At 37.2% G+C, this 18,414-nt stretch carries 20 protein-coding genes; all 20 read left to right on the top strand.

The window, feature by feature from the left end; genetic code table 11:
* Positions 1–6: 6 nt before the first annotated feature.
* The 20 genes from I0Q91_RS06440 (at position 7) to I0Q91_RS06345 (ending at position 18,410) form a co-directional block, all read left to right on the top strand.
* Positions 7–822, top strand: a complete 816-nt coding sequence (locus I0Q91_RS06440) for an SIMPL domain-containing protein (RefSeq protein ID WP_270453607.1) — start codon at positions 7–9, stop codon at positions 820–822.
* A 162-nt stretch (positions 823–984) separates the two neighbouring features.
* The gene (dprA, locus tag I0Q91_RS06435) at positions 985–2,115 is read left to right on the top strand and encodes a DNA-processing protein DprA (protein WP_270453606.1); all 1,131 of its coding nucleotides are present in this window, start codon (positions 985–987) and stop codon (positions 2,113–2,115) included.
* 44 nt (positions 2,116–2,159) lie between these two features.
* Entirely contained in the window at positions 2,160–4,232 is a 2,073-nt protein-coding gene (topA, locus tag I0Q91_RS06430) for a type I DNA topoisomerase (RefSeq protein WP_270453605.1), read from the top strand.
* A 22-nt stretch (positions 4,233–4,254) separates the two neighbouring features.
* Entirely contained in the window at positions 4,255–5,565 is a 1,311-nt protein-coding gene (trmFO, locus tag I0Q91_RS06425; protein ID WP_270453603.1) for an FADH(2)-oxidizing methylenetetrahydrofolate--tRNA-(uracil(54)-C(5))-methyltransferase TrmFO, read from the top strand.
* A 203-nt stretch (positions 5,566–5,768) separates the two neighbouring features.
* Positions 5,769–6,332, top strand: coding sequence for an ATP-dependent protease subunit HslV (hslV, locus tag I0Q91_RS06420; RefSeq protein ID WP_270453602.1), 564 nt, complete (start codon positions 5,769–5,771; stop codon positions 6,330–6,332).
* On the top strand, positions 6,325–7,752 hold the full coding sequence (hslU, locus tag I0Q91_RS06415; protein WP_270453601.1) for an ATP-dependent protease ATPase subunit HslU: 1,428 nt from the start codon (positions 6,325–6,327) through the stop codon (positions 7,750–7,752). The genes hslV and hslU overlap by 8 nt, the downstream gene beginning before the upstream one ends.
* A 36-nt stretch (positions 7,753–7,788) precedes the next feature.
* Positions 7,789–8,568, top strand: coding sequence for a GTP-sensing pleiotropic transcriptional regulator CodY (gene codY / locus I0Q91_RS06410; protein WP_270453600.1), 780 nt, complete (start codon positions 7,789–7,791; stop codon positions 8,566–8,568).
* A gap of 167 nt (positions 8,569–8,735) precedes the next feature.
* The gene (locus I0Q91_RS06405; protein ID WP_270453599.1) at positions 8,736–9,101 is read left to right on the top strand and encodes a response regulator; all 366 of its coding nucleotides are present in this window, start codon (positions 8,736–8,738) and stop codon (positions 9,099–9,101) included.
* A gap of 26 nt (positions 9,102–9,127) precedes the next feature.
* The gene (locus I0Q91_RS06400; protein WP_270453598.1) at positions 9,128–11,137 is read left to right on the top strand and encodes a chemotaxis protein CheA; all 2,010 of its coding nucleotides are present in this window, start codon (positions 9,128–9,130) and stop codon (positions 11,135–11,137) included.
* A 15-nt stretch (positions 11,138–11,152) separates the two neighbouring features.
* A complete protein-coding gene (locus I0Q91_RS06395; RefSeq protein ID WP_270453597.1) occupies positions 11,153–11,680 on the top strand; it encodes a chemotaxis protein CheW in 528 nt (175 codons plus the stop codon).
* Between the two features lie 14 nt (positions 11,681–11,694).
* Positions 11,695–12,195, top strand: a complete 501-nt coding sequence (locus I0Q91_RS06390; RefSeq protein WP_270453596.1) for a chemotaxis protein CheW — start codon at positions 11,695–11,697, stop codon at positions 12,193–12,195.
* A gap of 15 nt (positions 12,196–12,210) precedes the next feature.
* Positions 12,211–12,834: a chemotaxis protein CheC gene (locus I0Q91_RS06385; RefSeq protein ID WP_270453595.1), complete on the top strand. Its 624-nt coding sequence runs from the start codon at positions 12,211–12,213 to the stop codon at positions 12,832–12,834.
* Entirely contained in the window at positions 12,831–13,310 is a 480-nt protein-coding gene (locus tag I0Q91_RS06380) for a chemotaxis protein CheD (RefSeq protein WP_270453594.1), read from the top strand. Before I0Q91_RS06385 ends, I0Q91_RS06380 begins: the two co-directional genes overlap by 4 nt.
* Before the next feature lie 179 nt (positions 13,311–13,489).
* Complete coding sequence (rpsB, locus tag I0Q91_RS06375) at positions 13,490–14,227, top strand: 30S ribosomal protein S2 (protein ID WP_270453593.1); 738 nt, start codon at positions 13,490–13,492, stop codon at positions 14,225–14,227.
* A 136-nt stretch (positions 14,228–14,363) separates the two neighbouring features.
* Positions 14,364–15,254: a translation elongation factor Ts gene (gene tsf, locus I0Q91_RS06370; protein WP_270453592.1), complete on the top strand. Its 891-nt coding sequence runs from the start codon at positions 14,364–14,366 to the stop codon at positions 15,252–15,254.
* Between the two features lie 71 nt (positions 15,255–15,325).
* The gene (gene pyrH, locus I0Q91_RS06365; protein WP_270453591.1) at positions 15,326–16,045 is read left to right on the top strand and encodes a UMP kinase; all 720 of its coding nucleotides are present in this window, start codon (positions 15,326–15,328) and stop codon (positions 16,043–16,045) included.
* A gap of 22 nt (positions 16,046–16,067) precedes the next feature.
* Complete coding sequence (frr, locus tag I0Q91_RS06360) at positions 16,068–16,625, top strand: ribosome recycling factor (protein WP_270453590.1); 558 nt, start codon at positions 16,068–16,070, stop codon at positions 16,623–16,625.
* 1 nt (position 16,626) lies between these two features.
* Positions 16,627–16,833, top strand: coding sequence for a hypothetical protein (locus I0Q91_RS06355; protein WP_270453589.1), 207 nt, complete (start codon positions 16,627–16,629; stop codon positions 16,831–16,833).
* A gap of 67 nt (positions 16,834–16,900) precedes the next feature.
* A complete protein-coding gene (uppS, locus tag I0Q91_RS06350; RefSeq protein ID WP_270453588.1) occupies positions 16,901–17,602 on the top strand; it encodes a polyprenyl diphosphate synthase in 702 nt (233 codons plus the stop codon).
* Position 17,603: 1 nt separating this feature from the next.
* Positions 17,604–18,410 carry a phosphatidate cytidylyltransferase gene (locus I0Q91_RS06345; protein WP_270453587.1) on the top strand — a complete coding sequence of 269 codons (807 nt, stop codon included), beginning with the start codon at positions 17,604–17,606 and terminating at the stop codon, positions 18,408–18,410.
* The last annotated feature ends 4 nt before the right edge of the window (positions 18,411–18,414 follow it).

The following is an 18,414-nucleotide window of genomic DNA, read 5'->3' as shown; positions in this document are numbered from 1 at the left end:
GATTTTATGCAGAAAAAGTTATATTATATTATTATTGGTCTGGTCTTAGTTTTTGCTCTGCTGGTAATTGTAAATTATGATGCTGACTGGTTTGGTACCAGCCCGGAGGCTCCAGAACCGGCTATGACTGGCGATGTTGTAGAAGAAGAGGAAGAAGTTGAGGATGTTGTTGATAAGACTGTAGTTGTTGAGAATACAGAGATGGTCCCGGCTGAGGAAGAGGCCAGGGCAACAACCAGACTTAACTTAAGTGAAAGTTATGAGATGGAGGTTATGCCTGATCAGGCTGAGATTATTCTGGCTGTGGAGATTCATGATGAGATACTTGATGATGCCTATAATGAATCGAATCAGGTAACTGGAGAGGTTATGACTGCGCTGGAAGAGCTTGATTTGATGGAGCTTGAGACTTTAGAGTATAGAGTTTCTTATTATGATGATGAGTACAGGGTTACCAATCGGATAAGGGTTAAACTTGATGATATTGATAGAGTTGCAGAAGTTATTGATGTTGCTATTGGTTCTGGTGTTAATAGGATTAATAATATTAATTATTCACTGGCTGATACCAGTGAGGTGCAGGCAGAGGTTACTGCCAGAGCTGTAGAGTCGCTTAAAAACAAGGCTGAGCGGATTATAGGCGAGTTTGATGGCGAGGACTATGATTTTGTTAACCTTCAGGTTAATGAGGATTCTGATGGCTATTACAGGCCTTTCAGGTCTGAGGTTATGATGATGGATGCTGCTGCCAGTATGCCGGCGATAGAGCCTGGGATGATTTCGATTTCGACTAGAATTCAGGCAGAGATTGAGTTTTATTAATGCTGAATACTGAATACCTTTAATAGATAGGTGAACCTCCAGAGAAATTTTTTCTGGAGGTTTTCGTGATTATATATTGCTTGTATTGTAAAAATATAGTATTATATAATGGAAGGTGCTGGTAATGGGCTTTATCTAAAATATCTGTTAGGGGTTGAGGCGATGAGTTACGGGCTGGAACGGAGGATGAGCTGGCTGGGGCTGGCGTTAGTTAAGGGGATTGGGCCTTTAAGGTTAAAGCGGGAGCTGGAGAATTATAATTATGATCCGGTAAAGATCTGGAATTTAGGTGAGAGCTGGGTCAGGACGAGATTTAGTGATTATGCAGGCAAGGAGTATAAGCGGATTCGAAATGAAGTTGATCTGCTGGAATATGCTGATGATTTAAAGAGGCGGGAAATTAAATTTATTACCTTTGATGATGAGCTGTATCCAGATATATTGACTGATATTTATGATCCGCCGCCGGTCTTATTTTACAGAGGTGAGATACCTGATTTTAAGTTTTCGGTGGCAATTGTTGGTTCCAGGAAGTTCAGGCAGTATGGCAAGCGGGCTACTGAGGAGTTGAGCTCGCAGCTGGCTGCCAGAGGTGTGGTGATTGTTAGCGGACTGGCTAAGGGTATTGACAGGATGGCCCATAGGGCTGCTCTGGATGCCGGTGGAAAGACTGTGGCTGTCCTGGGCTCTGGCCATGATTATGAGTATCCTGCGACTAATCGGGATCTCTACAGGCAGATTCCTGAGAATGGGGTTATTTTATCTGAATTTCCACCAGATGAACCGCCCAAGGCTGAAAATTTTCCGAGACGGAATCGGATTATTAGTGGATTGAGCCAGGCAGTACTGGTTGTTGAGGCTGCTAAAAAGAGTGGCTCTTTGATTACTGCTAATCTGGCTTTAGACCAGAATCGTGATGTGATGGCTGTGCCAGGGGATATCTATGCCAGAAGTAGCCGGGGTACCAATGATTTGATTAAAAAAGGTGCTCAGCTAGTGACGTCTGTTGATGATATTTTAACTGTGATTTCTGGTGTCGGACAGGAATATAGGGTGACTGAAGAATTAAAATCTGAAGATTTGCCTGATTTGACTGATTCTGAAAATAAATTAATAAAAATTTTTACTGATAATATTGAACTAAATTATGAGGAGATTTCAAAGCTTATAAATATTGATATAGCAGAGCTTAATGCTGCTTTGGTTAAGTTGGAAATTAAAGGGGTAATTGCCAGGGATAATGGACACAATTATTATTTTAAGGGTTTACAAAACCTCCTAAAACCAATATAATATTATACTGTGTAAATATAAACAAAATTTTTGGAGGTGTGACCGTGGCAACCAAGAAGAAAAAAACCCTTGTAATTGTTGAGTCTCCAGCAAAGGCCAAGACTATTGGCAAGTTTCTGGGTTCAAAATACAGGGTAGAAGCGTCTATGGGCCATGTAATTGATTTACCGAAAAGTAAATTAGGTGTAGATATAGATAATGATTTTGCTCCTCATTATATTACAATCAGGGGCAAAGGCAAAGTCTTGAAAAAGTTGAGAAAAGAGGCTAAGAAAAGTAAGGATGTTCTGCTGGCTACTGACCCTGATAGGGAAGGTGAGGCTATCTCCTGGCATTTAGCCAGAGCTTTAAAGCTTGATGATGGTGAAAATAGGGTTGTCTTTAATGAGATAACTAAAAATGCTATTACCAATGCGTTGAAGGCTCCACGGGAGATTAATGATGATTTAGTCGATGCCCAGCAGGCACGCCGGGTACTTGATAGGCTTGTTGGTTATAAGTTGAGTCCTTTACTCTGGAAGAAAGTCCGGAAAGGTCTTTCTGCCGGTAGGGTTCAGACTGTTGCTGTGCGGATAATCTGTGAGCGGGAACGGGAGATTGAGGCTTTTGAACCTGATGAGTACTGGTCAATCACTGCAAATTTAAAGAAGGATAAAGAGAAGTTTTCTGCTGATCTTTATAGAATTGATAATAAGAAGTTTAATATTGATAATGAAGATGATGCTAAGAATGCTGTTGCTGAGATTGAAAAGGAAGATTTTGTTGTCAGCAAGGTGAAAAAACGGAATCGGAAAAGGAATCCTTATCCGCCGTTTACTACCAGTACGCTGCAGCAGAGAGCATCGACTTTATTGAATTTTTCTGCTAAAAAGACGATGTTTATTGCCCAGCAATTATATGAAGGTATTGAAGTTGGCGGCGAGGGTACTGTGGGTTTGATCAGTTATATTAGAAGTGACAGTACCAGGATTTCTCAGGAAGCTGCTAACGATGCTAAAAGCTATATAATGGATGAATTTGGCGATAAATATTATAAAAATAAGAAACGGAAGACTAAGAATTCTGATAGTGCCCAGGATGCCCATGAGGCTATCAGGCCTACTGGTGTTCAGCGGACTCCTGATAAGATAAAGAAATATTTGAGTAAGGACCAGGAGAAGTTATACAGGTTGATCTGGGAACGGTTTGTTGCCAGTCAGATGGCTCCTGCTGTTTATGAGATTTATACTGTAAATCTTAAGGCTGGGGAAAAGTATCTCTTTAGAGCCAGTGGTTCTAAGGTTAAGTTTCCAGGTTTTATGAGAGTTCTTTCTTATAATGGTAATGACCGGGAGGAGTTGCCTGTATTAGAGGAAGGCGAGAAGTTGCCTGTTGAGGATATTATTCCTGAACAGCATTTCACTCAGCCACCTCCAAGATATACTGAGGCCAGCCTGGTTAAGACATTAGAGGAAGAGGGAATCGGCCGTCCGTCAACTTATGCGCCAACTATCTCGACTATTATATCCAGGGAATATGTTGAAAAGGATGGAAGGAGCTTAAAGCCGACAAAGCTTGGCTTTATTGTGACTGATCTTTTAGTTGAATATTTCCCTGATGTGACTGATGTAGAGTTTACTGCCAAGATTGAAAATAAGCTTGATCAGATAGAAGAAGGGGAATTTGAGTGGAATAAGCTTCTGGCTGAATTCTATAATCCTTTCTCTGATAGGCTTGAGACTGCCAGGGAAGAGATGGAATCTGTTGATATTGTTGAGGAGACTGATGAGGTCTGCGAGAAATGTGGCAGTCCGATGGTTGTTAAATATGGCCGTTATGGGAAGTTTCTGGCCTGTTCAGCTTATCCTGATTGTAAGAATACTAAAGCTTATGTTGAAAAGACCGGTGTTGCTTGTCCTTCCTGTGATGGGGGCGAGATAATTAAGCGGAAAAGCCGGAAAGGCAGGACTTTTTATGGCTGTAGCAATTATCCAGACTGTGAGTATGTGCTCTGGAATAAGCCGAGCGAGAAGAAATGTCCTGAATGTGGCGGAATTATGGTCGAGAAACGAACTAAAAAAGATGGCGATCATTTGAAATGTGTAAATAAGAGCTGTGGATATAAAGAAAGTAGATAAATCTAGCAGGTAGGTGGTTGATATGAAAGAGGTTATGGTGATTGGTGCAGGTCTGGCCGGCAGTGAAGCTGCCTGGCAGCTGGCCAGTCGGGGGATTAAGGTTAAATTATATGAGATGCGGCCTGGAGTTAAGAGTCCGGCCCATCATACTGACCTGCCGGCTGAGCTTGTCTGCAGTAATTCCTTTAGAGCCGATGGCCTGGCCAATGCTGCCGGGTTATTAAAAGAGGAGATGCGGCAGCTTGATTCTTTGATTATGACAGCTGCTGATGCCAATGCATTACCTGCTGGCAGGGCTCTGGCTGTCGATCGGGAGGCTTTTTCCAGGGATATAAAGGCCAGGCTTGAGTCCAATGATAATATAGAGATAATTAGAGAAGAAGTGACTGAAATTCCAGTGGATAGGCCGGTTGTGATAGCCACCGGGCCTTTAACTTCTGATAAAATGGCCGAGGCTATTAAGGCATTAACTGGTGAGGATTATCTCTACTTTTATGATGCTGCAGCTCCAATTGTTGCTGCAGATAGTTTGAATTATGATATTGTTTTTAAGGCCTCCAGATATGATGATGGGGCCGGTGATTATCTGAATGCTCCGATGAATGAGGAAGAGTTTTTTGAATTCTGGGATTTTCTTTTGCGGGCAGAGATAAGCCTGCCGAGAGAATTTGAAGATGATGCCTACTTTGAGGCCTGTCTACCGATTGAGGTTATGGCTAAAAGAGGTCGGAAGACTTTATTATATGGGCCTTTAAAACCTGTTGGTTTAAAGGATCCCAGGACCGGGAAGAAGCCCCATGCTGTTGTGCAGCTTCGCCAGGATAATAAAGAGGGGACTTTATATAATCTGGTTGGTTTTCAGACCCGGCTAAAATGGGGCGAACAGGATAAGATGTTAGAATTTATACCAGGTTTAGAGGGTGCTGAGATTGTTAGACATGGCGTAATGCATCGAAATACCTATTTGAATTCACCTTTATTCTTAAAGCCGACCTATCAGTTTAAGGATAATCCTAATATTTTCTTTGCCGGGCAGATAACCGGTGTTGAGGGCTATATTGAATCGACCTCATCAGGACTGGTTGCTGGTATTAATGCTGCCAGGATGGTTAATGGGGAAGATGGAATTATTTTTCCTGAAGAGACTGCAATTGGAGCTTTGCCCAATTATATAACTGATGAGTATAAGGTTGATTTTAAGCCGATGAAGATAAATTTTGGACTTTTACCTGAACTTGATGAAGAGATAAAGGATAAAAGGGAGCGGAACCGAAGGCGTTCTGAGTTTGCCCTTGAGAGCCTGGAGAGGATTAAAGACAGCTATAATATTTAATTATTATGCTGGCCGGTTTTTCCGGTCAGTTTTTTAAGTTTTTAAATTGGGAAAAGTTTATCTAATGTGTTATAATATAATTTAATAATGATAATTAAATTTATTTTGTTAAGAGTTGTCTTGACATTTGAAAAAATAATATGTTAATATTAAAGAGATGAAAAACAATTTTGAATCATATGACAATTTTGTGAGGTGGTATTTTGAGTAAGCACGATTTTTCAGCTACGACTATAATTGCGGTTAGATATAAATCAGAGATTGCTATTGCCGGTGATGGCCAGGTAACTCTTGGAGATACTGTTATGAAAGCCGGCGCTAGAAAGATTAGAAGACTGTATAATGATAGTATTCTTGCCGGTTTTGCCGGTACCTCTGCAGATGCATTTACTCTGTTTGAAAAGTTTGAAGGCAAATTACAGCAGTATCATGGACAACTAGAGAGATCTGCTGTTGAAATGGCTAAAGAATGGCGTACTGATAAGATGTTGAGGAAATTAGAGGCACTGCTGATTGTTGCCAACCAGGAAAAGTTATTATTGATATCAGGTACTGGTGATGTTATTGAACCTGATCATGACTTTATTGCTATCGGTTCAGGAGGTTCCTATGCCAGGGCTGCAGCTCAAGCCCTTATGGCTCATAACTCTAATCTTTCAGCTGCCGAGATTGCCAGAGAATCTCTGGAAATTGCAGCTGATATCTGTATTTATACTAATAAAAATATTTCTGTTGATACTATAGGAGATGATGATAATAATGAGTGATTTAACTCCTAAAGAGGTTGTTGCGGAACTTGATAAATATATAATTAGTCAGGATGAAGCCAAGAAATCTGTTGCAATTGCTTTAAGGAATAGATATAGACGGAAAAACATTTCTGATGAGAACATAAAGGATGAAATAATTCCTAAAAATATTTTGATGATTGGACCGACCGGTGTTGGTAAAACTGAGATTGCCAGGAGACTTGCTAAACTGGCTGGTTCTCCATTTATTAAAATAGAGGTTAGTAAATTTACTGAAGTTGGTTATGTTGGTCGTGATGTTGAATCGATGGTTAGGGATCTTTTAGAGACTGCTATTAGAATGGTTAAAGATGAAAAGTCTAAAGAGGTTGAAAAAGAGGCTGCCAGGAGGGCTAAAGAGAGAATTCTGGAGATTTTATTGCCTGGTACATCTAAAAAAGATGAAACTTCAACTTCCAGTAAACAGTTTCAGTTAGCTCCAGGTTTTAATACTGATACTGAAGATGATGAAAAAGATAAAGAGGACGATAGCGAGAAAAATAAATTGGTTGAGAGACAGCAAAGAAGGCGGGAAAGGTTTCTGGAACGCCTTGAAGATGGCTATTTTGATGATAAAGAGATTGAAATTCAGGTTGAAAGTAAGACTCCAAAGACGATTGATATTTTCTCAAATGCTGGAGTTGAAGAGATGGGTATTAATATGGAGGATTTATTAGGCTCTCTAATGCCATCTAAAACTAAAAATAAGAAAGTTACTGTTGCTGAAGCCAGAGAGATCTTTGAAGAACAGGAAGCTGATAAGCTTATTGACATGGACGATATAATTGATATTGCCAGAGAAAGGGTTCAAGAGGAAGGAATTATTTTCCTTGATGAAATTGATAAGATTGCTGGCAGGGAGAGTGATTCTGGACCTGAAGTTTCCCGGGAGGGAGTCCAGCGAGATATTCTGCCTATTGTTGAAGGTTCAACAGTTTTCACTAAATATGGCCCTGTTGATACTGAGCATATTTTATTTATTGCTGCTGGTGCCTTTCATGTTAGTAGTCCGGCAGATCTGATTCCTGAACTTCAGGGTAGATTTCCGATCAGAGTTGAATTAAATAGTCTTTCAAAAGAAAATTTTGCTACTATTTTGAGACAGCCTGAGAATGCTTTAACCAAGCAATATAGAGCATTACTGGAAACAGAAGGATTGGATATTGTATTTACTGATTCAGCAATTGATGCTATTGCAGGTTATGCTGCTCAAATAAATGAGCAGACTGAAAATATTGGTGCAAGAAGGCTCCATACTATTATGGAGAAGGTTTTAGAAGAGATCTCCTTTGAAGCCCCAGAGATGGATAAGGGAGAGCTTGAAATTGATGCTGATTATGTTGATGATGCTCTGGCATCAGTTGTTCAGGATAGAGATTTAAGCAGGTATATTTTATAATTATTAGTTTTTATTAAATGAATGGAGGTAATAACAATGGCGAATTTATTAGACAAAAGTAGAAAGATTAATCGTTTATTACAGCAGAGTGGTGGAAAACCAGTTGATTTTGAAGAGATGGCAAATGTATTAACTAAAGCAATTAATTGTAATGTTTATATTTTAAGTAAGAAAGGAAAGATTTTAGGCCATAGTGTTCTTGATGAGTTTGAATGTGATATTATGGAAGAAAAGGTTATTGAAAATGGACGTTTTCCTGATGAATACAATGATTTCTTATTGCGTTCAAACAATACCAGGGAGAATATAGAACAGAAAGGCAATGAATGTGTATTCTCTGAAGGTGATGAATGTTTATTCCAGGATAAATTGACAACTGTTGTTCCTGTTGTTGGTGGTGGAGATCGTTTAGGAACTCTGGTTCTGGCCAGATATGGCAGTGAGTTTATTGATGAAGATCTTGTGCTAGGAGAATATGGTGCTGCAGTTGTTGGAATGGAGATTCTCCGCTCAAGGAGTGAAAAGGGCGAAGAAGAAGCCAGAAAGAAGGCTGCTGTTACAATCGCTATCGAGACTTTATCGTATTCAGAATTAGAGGCTATTGAACATATTTTTGAAGAGCTTGATGGTGAGGAAGGTTTACTTGTTGCCAGTAAAGTAGCTGATAGAGTTGGTATTACTAGATCGGTTATAGTTAATGCTTTGAGAAAGTTTGAGAGTGCTGGTGTTATTGAATCGAGATCACTTGGTATGAAAGGAACTTATATCAAAGTATTGAATGAATATTTACTTGGAGAGCTTGAAAAATTAAAATAATTAAAGAATCTTAATGGATTAAAAATGCCCTGCTATTATAAAGGCAGGGCTATTATTTTTTGTTTTTAGGAATTTTTTTTAATAAATATAAGTTTTATAGTTGAAATTAACAAGACAAAAGGGGTATAATAGACTATAGATAATTATTTCAGGAGGCATGTATAAAAATGGCGAAAAAAGTTTTAGTAGTTGATGACGCTTCATTTATGAGAATGATGATAAAAAATATTTTGCAAGGGACTGATTATCAGGTTGTTGCTGAAGCAGGCAATGGCAGGGAAGCTGTAGATATGTATTCAGAACATAATCCTGACCTGGTGACGATGGATATAACAATGCCAGATATGGATGGAATTCAGGCTGTTAAGAAAATTTTAGAGATTGACCCTGGTGCAAATGTTATTATGTGCAGTGCAATGGGACAGCAGGCAATGGTTATTGATGCAGTTGAAGCTGGAGCTAAAGATTTTATTGTTAAACCCTTTAAAGAAGATAGGGTTATTGGTGCTATTAAAAAAGTATTTAATGAATAAAATTTAGTAGACAGGAGGAAGTCTTTATGGATGAACAATATTTACAGATGTTTTTTGATGAATCTGATGAGTATATTCAGGTATTAAATGAGAATATCCTGGCACTTGAGCAGGATCCAGATGATAAGGATGTTATTAATTCTATTTTTAGAGCTGCTCATTCTTTAAAAGGCATGGCTGCAACTATGGGGTTTGATCGGTTGACCAGTTTGACCCATAAGCTGGAAAATGCTCTTGATAAGATTCGAAATGATGAGCTAAAGCTTGATACTGAAATGATTGATTCTTTATTTGCTGGTCTTGATTTAATTACTTCTATTGTTAATGATATCAAAGATAGTGGAGAAGAATTAACTGAGGTTCAGGATTATGTTGATGAGTTAAATGAAATGATAGCCTCTCATTCTGGTGAGGTTGCTGTTGATTCGGTTATTAGCAATACTGATAATGCTGATGTTAGTGTGGCCAATGATGTTGTTTTGGACTTGAGTAATGATGAAAAAGAGGAAATTTTAGATAATAAAGGTGAGACTGATTACATATATGGTGTATTGGTTGAGCTAGAAGAAGATAGTATGTTAAAGAGTGTAAGGGCATACATGGTTTTAAAAACTGCCGCAGAGGTTGGTTATATTGTTAAGTCATCTCCAACTAGAGATGAAATTGAGAATGAAGACGATGATAATATTGGCAGAGAGATTAAATTTGTTTTGATTTCCCACCTGGCGGCTGAGGAATTAGAGAATGAGTTATTTGATATTATTGATGTTCAAGATGTTAAGATAGATAATGTTGAACTTGACTTTTCTGAAGTTAAGAAAAATAAAGCTGAAAAAAGTAGTTCTTCTAAGAAATCCAAGAGCAGTAGTAATAAGACTAATGTTGAGGTTTCGCCAACTGTCAGGGTAGATATCTCAAAGCTGGATACCCTGATGAATATGGTTGGTGAGTTATTGATCAATAAGACCAGGCTGGAAGGTTTAAAGCTTGAACATGACACCTATAATGATATTATTGGCCAGTTAGATAGGGTTACAATGGAGCTTCACCATGTTGTTATGCAGATCAGGATGGTTCCAATTGGCGGTATCTTTAATAGATTTCCGAGGATGATCAGGGATTTATCGAAAGAATTGGATAAAGAGGTTGATTTAATTATTGAAGGTGCTGAGACTGAACTGGACCGTTCAATTATTGATGAGCTTGCTGATCCTTTAGTACATCTTTTAAGGAATGCTGTTGATCATGGTATTGAGCAAAAGGATGTCAGAAAAGAAAAGGATAAACCTGTTGAGGGTAAGATTTTACTTAAAGCCTATCAGAAAGGCAGCGAGATCTTAATAGAGGTTGAAGATGACGGTAAAGGCCTTGATGGCGATAAGTTAGCTGAAAAGGCTATAGAAAAAGGAATTACAACCAGAGAAGATGTTGAAAATATGGATGAAAGAGAAAAGCTTCACTTTATTTTTGCTCCAGGCTTTTCAACAACTGAAGAGGTAAGCGATGTCTCTGGCCGGGGTGTCGGCATGGATGTTGTTAAGAGTGTTGTTGAATCCCTTGATGGCCAGATAATGATTGAATCTGAAAAGGATATCGGCACAAGGTTTACTATTTCTCTGCCGTTAACTCTGGCAATAACTCAGGCTTTAATGGTTAAGATAGATGATGAGATTTTTGCAATTCCATTGAATGCTATCAGCGAAACATTAACTATTACCCCTGATAGGTTAAAGCAGGTTAGAGGTCAGGATGTTATTGTTTTAAGAGATAAGACGATTCCGATAAAGGAAGCTGCCAGGCAGCTTAATTTAGATGTTGAATATGGTAAGTATAAAGAGCTTGATGAGATACCTGTTGTCATTGTTAAGACTGGCGAGAGATTAGTAGGTCTGGTAATTGATGAGCTTTTAAATCAGCAGGAGATAGTTATTAAATCTCTTGGCAAGTATTTATTGAATGTTGAGCATATTAGTGGTGCGACTATCGTTGGAGATGGCGATGTTGCCCTGATCTTAGATGTCAGGAATATTGCTTAAGGGGGAGGGGAAAAGATGGAAGCTGTAACAGTTGATGAAAAAGAAAATGCTGTAAGAGATGATTATTTAAATGACGGGATGCATGATAATACAGGGAATAAGGATCAGTTTGTTGTATTTCAGCTCGGGTCTGAAGAATATGGGGTTAATATCTCCCAGGCTAAGGAGATAATTAAGCCGAAAAATATTACTAATGTCCCCAATACTCCTGAGCATGTATTAGGTGTAATAAATTTAAGAGGCCAGATAGTACCGGTAGTTGATATGAAAAAGAGATTTTCTATTGAGCTTGATGCCGATACAGAGACTGATTCCAGCAGGATTATTACTGTTGAAGTTAATGATGCTTTAATCGGGATAAAGGTTGATGGAGTTAATGAGGTTGTCTGGCTTGATCAGGATAAATTAGAGCCTGCCCCTGAGGTTGCCGGTGGCGTAAGACAGGAATATTTAATAGGTATTGGCAAGATTGAGGACCGGCTATTGGTCTTAGTCGATTTAAATAAGATATTATTTGAAGATACCGATGAAATTAAAAATTAAGTGGGGGAGTATCTATGTTATCTAAATTTAAGGATGAGAGCAGATCTGAAAAAAAGATTGAAGTAAAGAATCAATATATAGTCTTTTTGATAAATGATCAGGAATTTGGTGTTGAGATAAAACAGACTAGAGAGATAATTAATTTTACTGAGCTAACTGAGATGCCATCAACCCCTGATTTTGTTAAAGGTGTTATAAATTTAAGAGGTGAGATTGTTCCGATTGTTGATCTTTACAAAAGATTAGAGATTGATAAAAAGGAAAGAGAAAGTGATGACAAGATAATTGTTGTTGAGATAGCAGGTAATTTAATAGGGATGCAGGTATCTGAGGTTAAAGGTATTATCAGGTTGAGTGAAGATAATATTGGTTCTGCCCCTGGTCTTACCAAACAGTATAAGCGTGACTTTATTGAAGGTGTAGGGAAGTTAGATGATAGACTTATAATTTTACTTAAGTTGAATAAAGTATTGACCCAGGAAGAAGTTGAAGAAATTTCGGAATTAGAGGTTTAGTCTGGAGGAATTTTAATGACTGAAGATATATTTAGAGATTTGGATGAAATGCAAAAAGATGCATTAAGAGAGATTGGAAATATTGGTGCTGGTAATGCTGCAACTGCTTTTTCTCAGTTTCTTAATAGAAAAATAGATATGACAGTGCCGTCTGTTGAAATTATGCCTATCTCCGATGTTCCTGAGATTACCGGAAATATTGAAGAAATTGTAGCCGGTATTTTGCTTGAGGTTATGGGAGAAGCCCCGGCTTCAATATTATTTATGATTGATAAAGATAGTGTTGAAAAACTGGTTGGTCTGGTTACTGACCAGGAAGTAAATTTTGATGAATTAGATGATATTGAAATTTCAGCTGTAAAAGAAATAGGAAATATTATTAGTGGTTCATATTTAAATGCCTTAAATAAGATGACAAATTATAATATGATTCAATCTGTTCCTGAATGTGCCATTGATATGGCCGGTGCTATTTTGAGTTCCTCTATGATACCTTTAAGTAAATCCAGTGATCATGCCTTACTTATCAAAACCCAGTTTATTGATGGTGAAGAGAAAATTGAAGGTTATTTCTTTTTGATCCCAGAAACAGGATCTTTGAAAAAAATCTTAGAGGCGATTGGATTTGATCTTGGATGACAGAAAGATCAGTAAAGGTGAAAATGGCCGAGTATGGAGTAGTAGAATCTCCTGATCAATTAATTACAATTGGCCTGGGTTCATGTGTTGGAATAACACTTTATGATAAGTACAATAAGGTCGGTGGAATGGTACATATTATGCTGCCTGAAAATAGAAAAGGTTTAAAACCGGCTAAATATGCTGATACAGGAATTCCATTGTTAATAGAGGAAATGGAAAATTTAGGAGCTAAAACAAATTATCTTAAGGCTAAAATAGCCGGTGGGGCTAAGATGTTTTCAGTATCAAGTAAAGATTCTACATTAAATGTTGGAGAAAGAAATGTGATTAAGGTTAAAGAAGTTTTAAAAGATTTAGGGATAAGAATTTTAGGAGAAGATACCGGTGCTAATTATGGTCGGACTATGAAGTTTTTTACTGATGATGGCAGGGTTATAATAACTTCACATAAAACTGATGATAAAGAGCTTTAATTTATGCTTGATATAGTTATAGCTATGTGATATACTAGCAAGTAGTTAAAAAAATACACATGTCTGTGGATCCTACTGCAGGTGCCGGTTTTCCGGTTGCAGCTCTGCTTCTTCGGCAGAGGTTTTAAGGAGATGAAACAGGCAGAGGTTTAAAAACTGGAAGGAGGTGCAAGTTAATAATGTCTGTAGTTAATATGAAACAGTTATTGGAGTCTGGTGTCCATTTTGGACATCAAACTAGAAGATGGAATCCTAAGATGGAGAGATATATATTTACCGAAAGAAACGGTATTTATATTATTGATCTTCAGCAAACTGTTAAGCTAATTGATGATGCTTATAATTTTGTCCGTGAGGAAGCCAGTAAAGGAAGTAATGTTTTATTTGTAGGTACCAAGCGTCAGGCTCAGGAAACAATTAAATCTGAAGCTGAACGCTGTGAAATGCCTTATGTAAATCAGCGCTGGTTAGGTGGTATGTTAACCAATTACAATACTATTAAAAAGCGGATTGATCGCCTTGAAGAGATTGAACAGATGGAAGAAGATGGTTTATTTGAGGTTCTTCCAAATAAAGAGGTAATTGAGCTGGAGAGAGAGCATGAAAAACTAATGAGAAATTTAGGTGGAATCCGCCATATGGATGGATTACCTGATGTTCTTTATATTACTGATGCTCGCAAAGAATCTATTGCTGTTCAAGAAGCTATTAAGTTAGATATTCCAATCGTTTCAATAGTTGATAGTAACTGTGATCCTGATCTTATCGATCATGTGATCCCAGGAAATGATGATGCTATTAGAGCGGTTAAATTGATTACAAGTACTATTGCCGATGCAGTTATAGCCGGAAGGCAGAGTAGTGGTGAAGATCAGCAGGTTGCTGAGGAAACTGCTCAAACTGAAGATTCAGAGTAATTAGTTTAAATCTGTTTTGCGGCTTTTAGCAGGCTGCTATTAGCAAATATATTCTCAGGAAGTTATGGCGCCGGCTGAAAGTAATTTTTTGGCCGGCCTTTTTCACGCCTGATTATCACAGGGAGGTAAATAGACAATGGCATTTGGAATGAGTGAAATTAAAGAATTAAGAGAAAGAACTGGTGCAGGTGTTCTTGATTGCAAGAATGCTCTAACCGAGAATGATGGTAATATTGAGGATGCAGTTGATTATTTAAGAGAAAAGGGAATGGCTGCAGCTGCAAAAAGAGCTGGCAAGGTTGCTGCTGAAGGTATGGTTAATACTGTTATCAGCAGAGATGGCAATGAAGGTATTATTGTTGAAGTTAACTCTGAAACAGACTTTGTTGCTAGAAATGATAATTTTAAGGAATTAGTTGCTAAGATTTCTCAGCATTTATTGAATAGCGATGTTGAAAATGTTGATGAGGCTTTAGAGGAATCATGGTTTGAAGATGATAGCAAAACTCTTGAAGTTATTATTAAGGAAGCTACAGCTAATATTGGTGAGAAGATTGAGTTACGTAGATTCTCAAGGTTTAAGACTGATGGCATGCTTCATTCATATATTCATATGGGTGGAAAGATTGGTGTTATGGTTGAATTATCAGGTGATGCTGATACTGAAACTGCTAATAATATTGCTATGCAGATTGCCGCTTCTTCTCCAGAATACATCAGTCCTGAAGAAGTTACAGAAGAAGATATTGCCCGTGAAAAGAAAGTATATCGGGAGCAGATGTTAAATGAAGGTAAACCTGAGCATATTATTGATAATATCGTTGAGGGTAAGATCAATAAGTTTTATAATCAGGTATGCCTGAATAATCAGGAATATATTAGGGATACTGATATTTCTGTTGAAGAATATCTTGATGAAAAAGGTGTAACTGTTGAGGACTTTGTTAGATATGAAGTTGGAGAAGGTATTGAAAAAGAAGAAGAAGACTTTGCGGCAGAGGTGCAAGCAGAGCTTAATAAAAATTAATTATTCTGCCCGCATTAGAGAACACGGTTCCGTGTTCTCTTTTTTGCAGTAATAATAATGGAGGTTATTTAATGGATACGACTCCAAAATATTCTCGAGTTTTATTGAAAATAAGTGGTGAAGCACTGGCAGCTGATGATGGTTTTGGCATTAACCCGAAAGTTATTCAGGAATTGGCTGAAGAGATCTATGATGTTGTTGACGATACTGATATTGAGCTTGCAATTGTTGTTGGTGGAGGCAATATCTTTAGAGGAATAGCTGGAAGTGCAAAGGGTATGGATCGAGGTACAGCTGATTATATGGGGATGCTGGCAACTGTTATTAATGCTTTAGCACTTCAGGATGCAATTGAAAAATTAGGCCTTGAAACTAGAGTCCAATCAGCTATAGAGATGCGGCAGGTAGCAGAGCCTTATATCCGCAGAAGAGCTATTAGACATCTTGAAAAAGGCAGAGTTGTAATATTTGCTGCTGGTACAGGTAATCCTTATTTTTCAACAGATACAACAGCTGCTTTAAGGGCAGCTGAGATATCGGCTGATGCTATTTTGATGGCTAAAAATGTTGATGGCGTATATGATTCTGACCCTGTGGTTAATCCAGAGGCAATTAAATTCAAAGAACTTGCTTATATTGATGTCTTAAATAGGTCACTGGAAGTAATGGATTCAACGGCTATTTCATTGTGTATGGATAATGAAATACCTTTAATAGTATTTGGGGTTAAAGATAATGGAAATATTAAAAGAGCTATCAGAGGCGAAGAAATTGGGACTTATGTAAGATAATATATAAAGGGGGATCCTAATTATGATTGGACAGGTTGAGCAGAAAACTGAAAAAAAGATGAAAGAGGTTCTGGATTCAGTCAAGGAAGAATTTAAAACTATTCGGACTGGCAGGGCGAGACCTTCTCTGGTTGAAAATATTATAGTCGATTATTATGGCAGTCAGACTCCTATTCAACAAATGGCTAAAGTTTCTGCCCCGGAAGCAAGACAGTTAATCATTGAACCATGGGATAAGAATGCTCTAGAAAATATTGAAAAGGCTATAATGAAAGAAAATCTAGGATTAACACCTAATAATGACGGAAATATTATTAGGATAAATATTCCTCAACTTACTGAGGAGCGCAGAAAAGAATTGGCAAAAGTCGCTAATGAAAAGGCTGAAAATGGCAGGATTTCAATAAGAAATATTCGCCGGGAAGCCAATGAGGAGCTTGAAGAATTAGAAGATGCCAGTGAAATTTCTGAAGATAATTTGCATAGAGGGCTAGATAATATTCAGGATTTAACTGATGAATATATTGAAAAAATAGATAAAGCTTTAGAAAAGAAAAAGGAAGAAATTATGGAGGTTTAAGATGGACCTGGTTCTTGATAATTTTAGAGGTGGTTGCCTCGAAACTGTGATTGATCGATTAGAAGATTATGATTTAAGCCTGGTTGAAGTTAATCCTCCCAGGAAGAGTTCAGGGACTGGTGAAAAGAGAGTTTTAGATATCAGACAAAAGAATTCTTCCAGCTCTAATGAACTGATTATACTTTATTCTTTTACTGAATATAATTAATCCCCTCAAGTTGAGGGGATGCTTCTTTTTTAAATATTTTTAATTGTTACAAATTAGGAGGAAGGGCATGAAGTCTTTAAAGCATATAGCTATAATAATGGATGGCAATGGCAGATGGGCTAATAAGAGAAGCAGGCCAAGAAAGTTTGGCCACAGAGAAGGCTTAAAAGCATTAGAAAGAGTTGCTAAAGCTGCCAATGAATTAGGAATTGAATATTTAACTGTTTTTGCTTTTTCAACTGAAAACTGGCAGAGGCCAAGGAGTGAAGTGGATTTTCTTTTTCAACTCTTAAGGTCAACTGTTAGAAATGAGTTTGATAAATTGCAGCAGGAAGAGGATATTAAGATTAAGGTTATTGGAAGAATTGATGAGCTTGAAGATGATATTCAGGCAGATATTAAAAAAATTGAAGAAGTTTCTAAAGATAATAAGGGCTTACAGTTAAATATTGCAGTTAATTATGGTGGCAGGGCAGAAATAGTTGATGCTCTAAATAAAGCTTTAAAATCTGAAATTGAAACTATTGATGAAGAAGAATTCAATAAGTTATTATATGCACCAGAGCTAAATGATGTTGACTTATTAATAAGAACTGCAAATGAAAAAAGGGTTTCTAATTTTTTATTATGGCAGATTTCATATGCTGAATTCTATTTTACCTCGACTTTATGGCCAGATTTCGATAAAATAGAATTAGAAAAGGCTATTGATGAGTATAATTCAAGAAAAAGGAAATTTGGTAGTTTGCCAGGTGAGGAGTTGAACTAAAATGTTGAAGGAGAGAGTTACCAGCGCTATTTTAGGTCTAATATTATTAATATTAATTATTTATGCCGGTACTATTCCTTTTTTGATATTTTTAGCAATACTGGCAGCTCTGGCTGGCAGAGAGTTTGTTGATTTTTTTAATAATAAATTATATCTTGATGAATATACAATTCCGGTATTTTCTTCTATAACTTTGATTCTTTTTTATAGAGCTTTTAATTATGCCCAGATTGAGAATCTGTTATTATTTATTTTATTTGTAATAGTTTATACCTTTGCCATTAATATTAAAAGCTGTGGTTATGAAAATATTTTAGATAATGTTGGCAATAGGATTTTCTGTTTATTATATATTGCTGGTGGGCTCTCGTTTTTAGTGCTCTTAAAGGAAGTTAATAATTCGATATTTGTAAATGATCAGGCTTTATGGTTAGTTTTATTGGTTGCCTGGGCAACTGATATTGGTGCATATTTTATTGGTATCAAGTTTGGTAGAAGGCCATTAGCACCTGTGATTTCTCCAAATAAATCAATTATGGGAGCTATAGGTGGAGTAAGTTTTGCAATTATAATTATATTACTTTATAGTTTGTATTTAGATATTTTTAGCTTATTAATAATTCCATTAACAATAGTTCTATCATTAGCTGCAATTTTTGGTGATTTAATGGAGTCTGCACTAAAAAGAGATGCAAATATTAAAGATTCTGGAGAAATACTTCCTGGTCATGGCGGAATACTGGATAGGTTTGATAGTCTATTATTAGTGGCTCCAGTTGCATTTTTGTTAATAAATTATTTAATATAAAGCA

Source organism: Halonatronomonas betaini, from assembly GCF_015666175.1.
In the GTDB taxonomy this organism is placed as follows: Bacteria; Bacillota; Halanaerobiia; order Halanaerobiales; family Halarsenatibacteraceae; genus Halonatronomonas; species Halonatronomonas betaini.
Note: the sequence above shows the minus strand (reverse complement) of the source record. Positions and strands in the feature narration are given on the sequence as shown.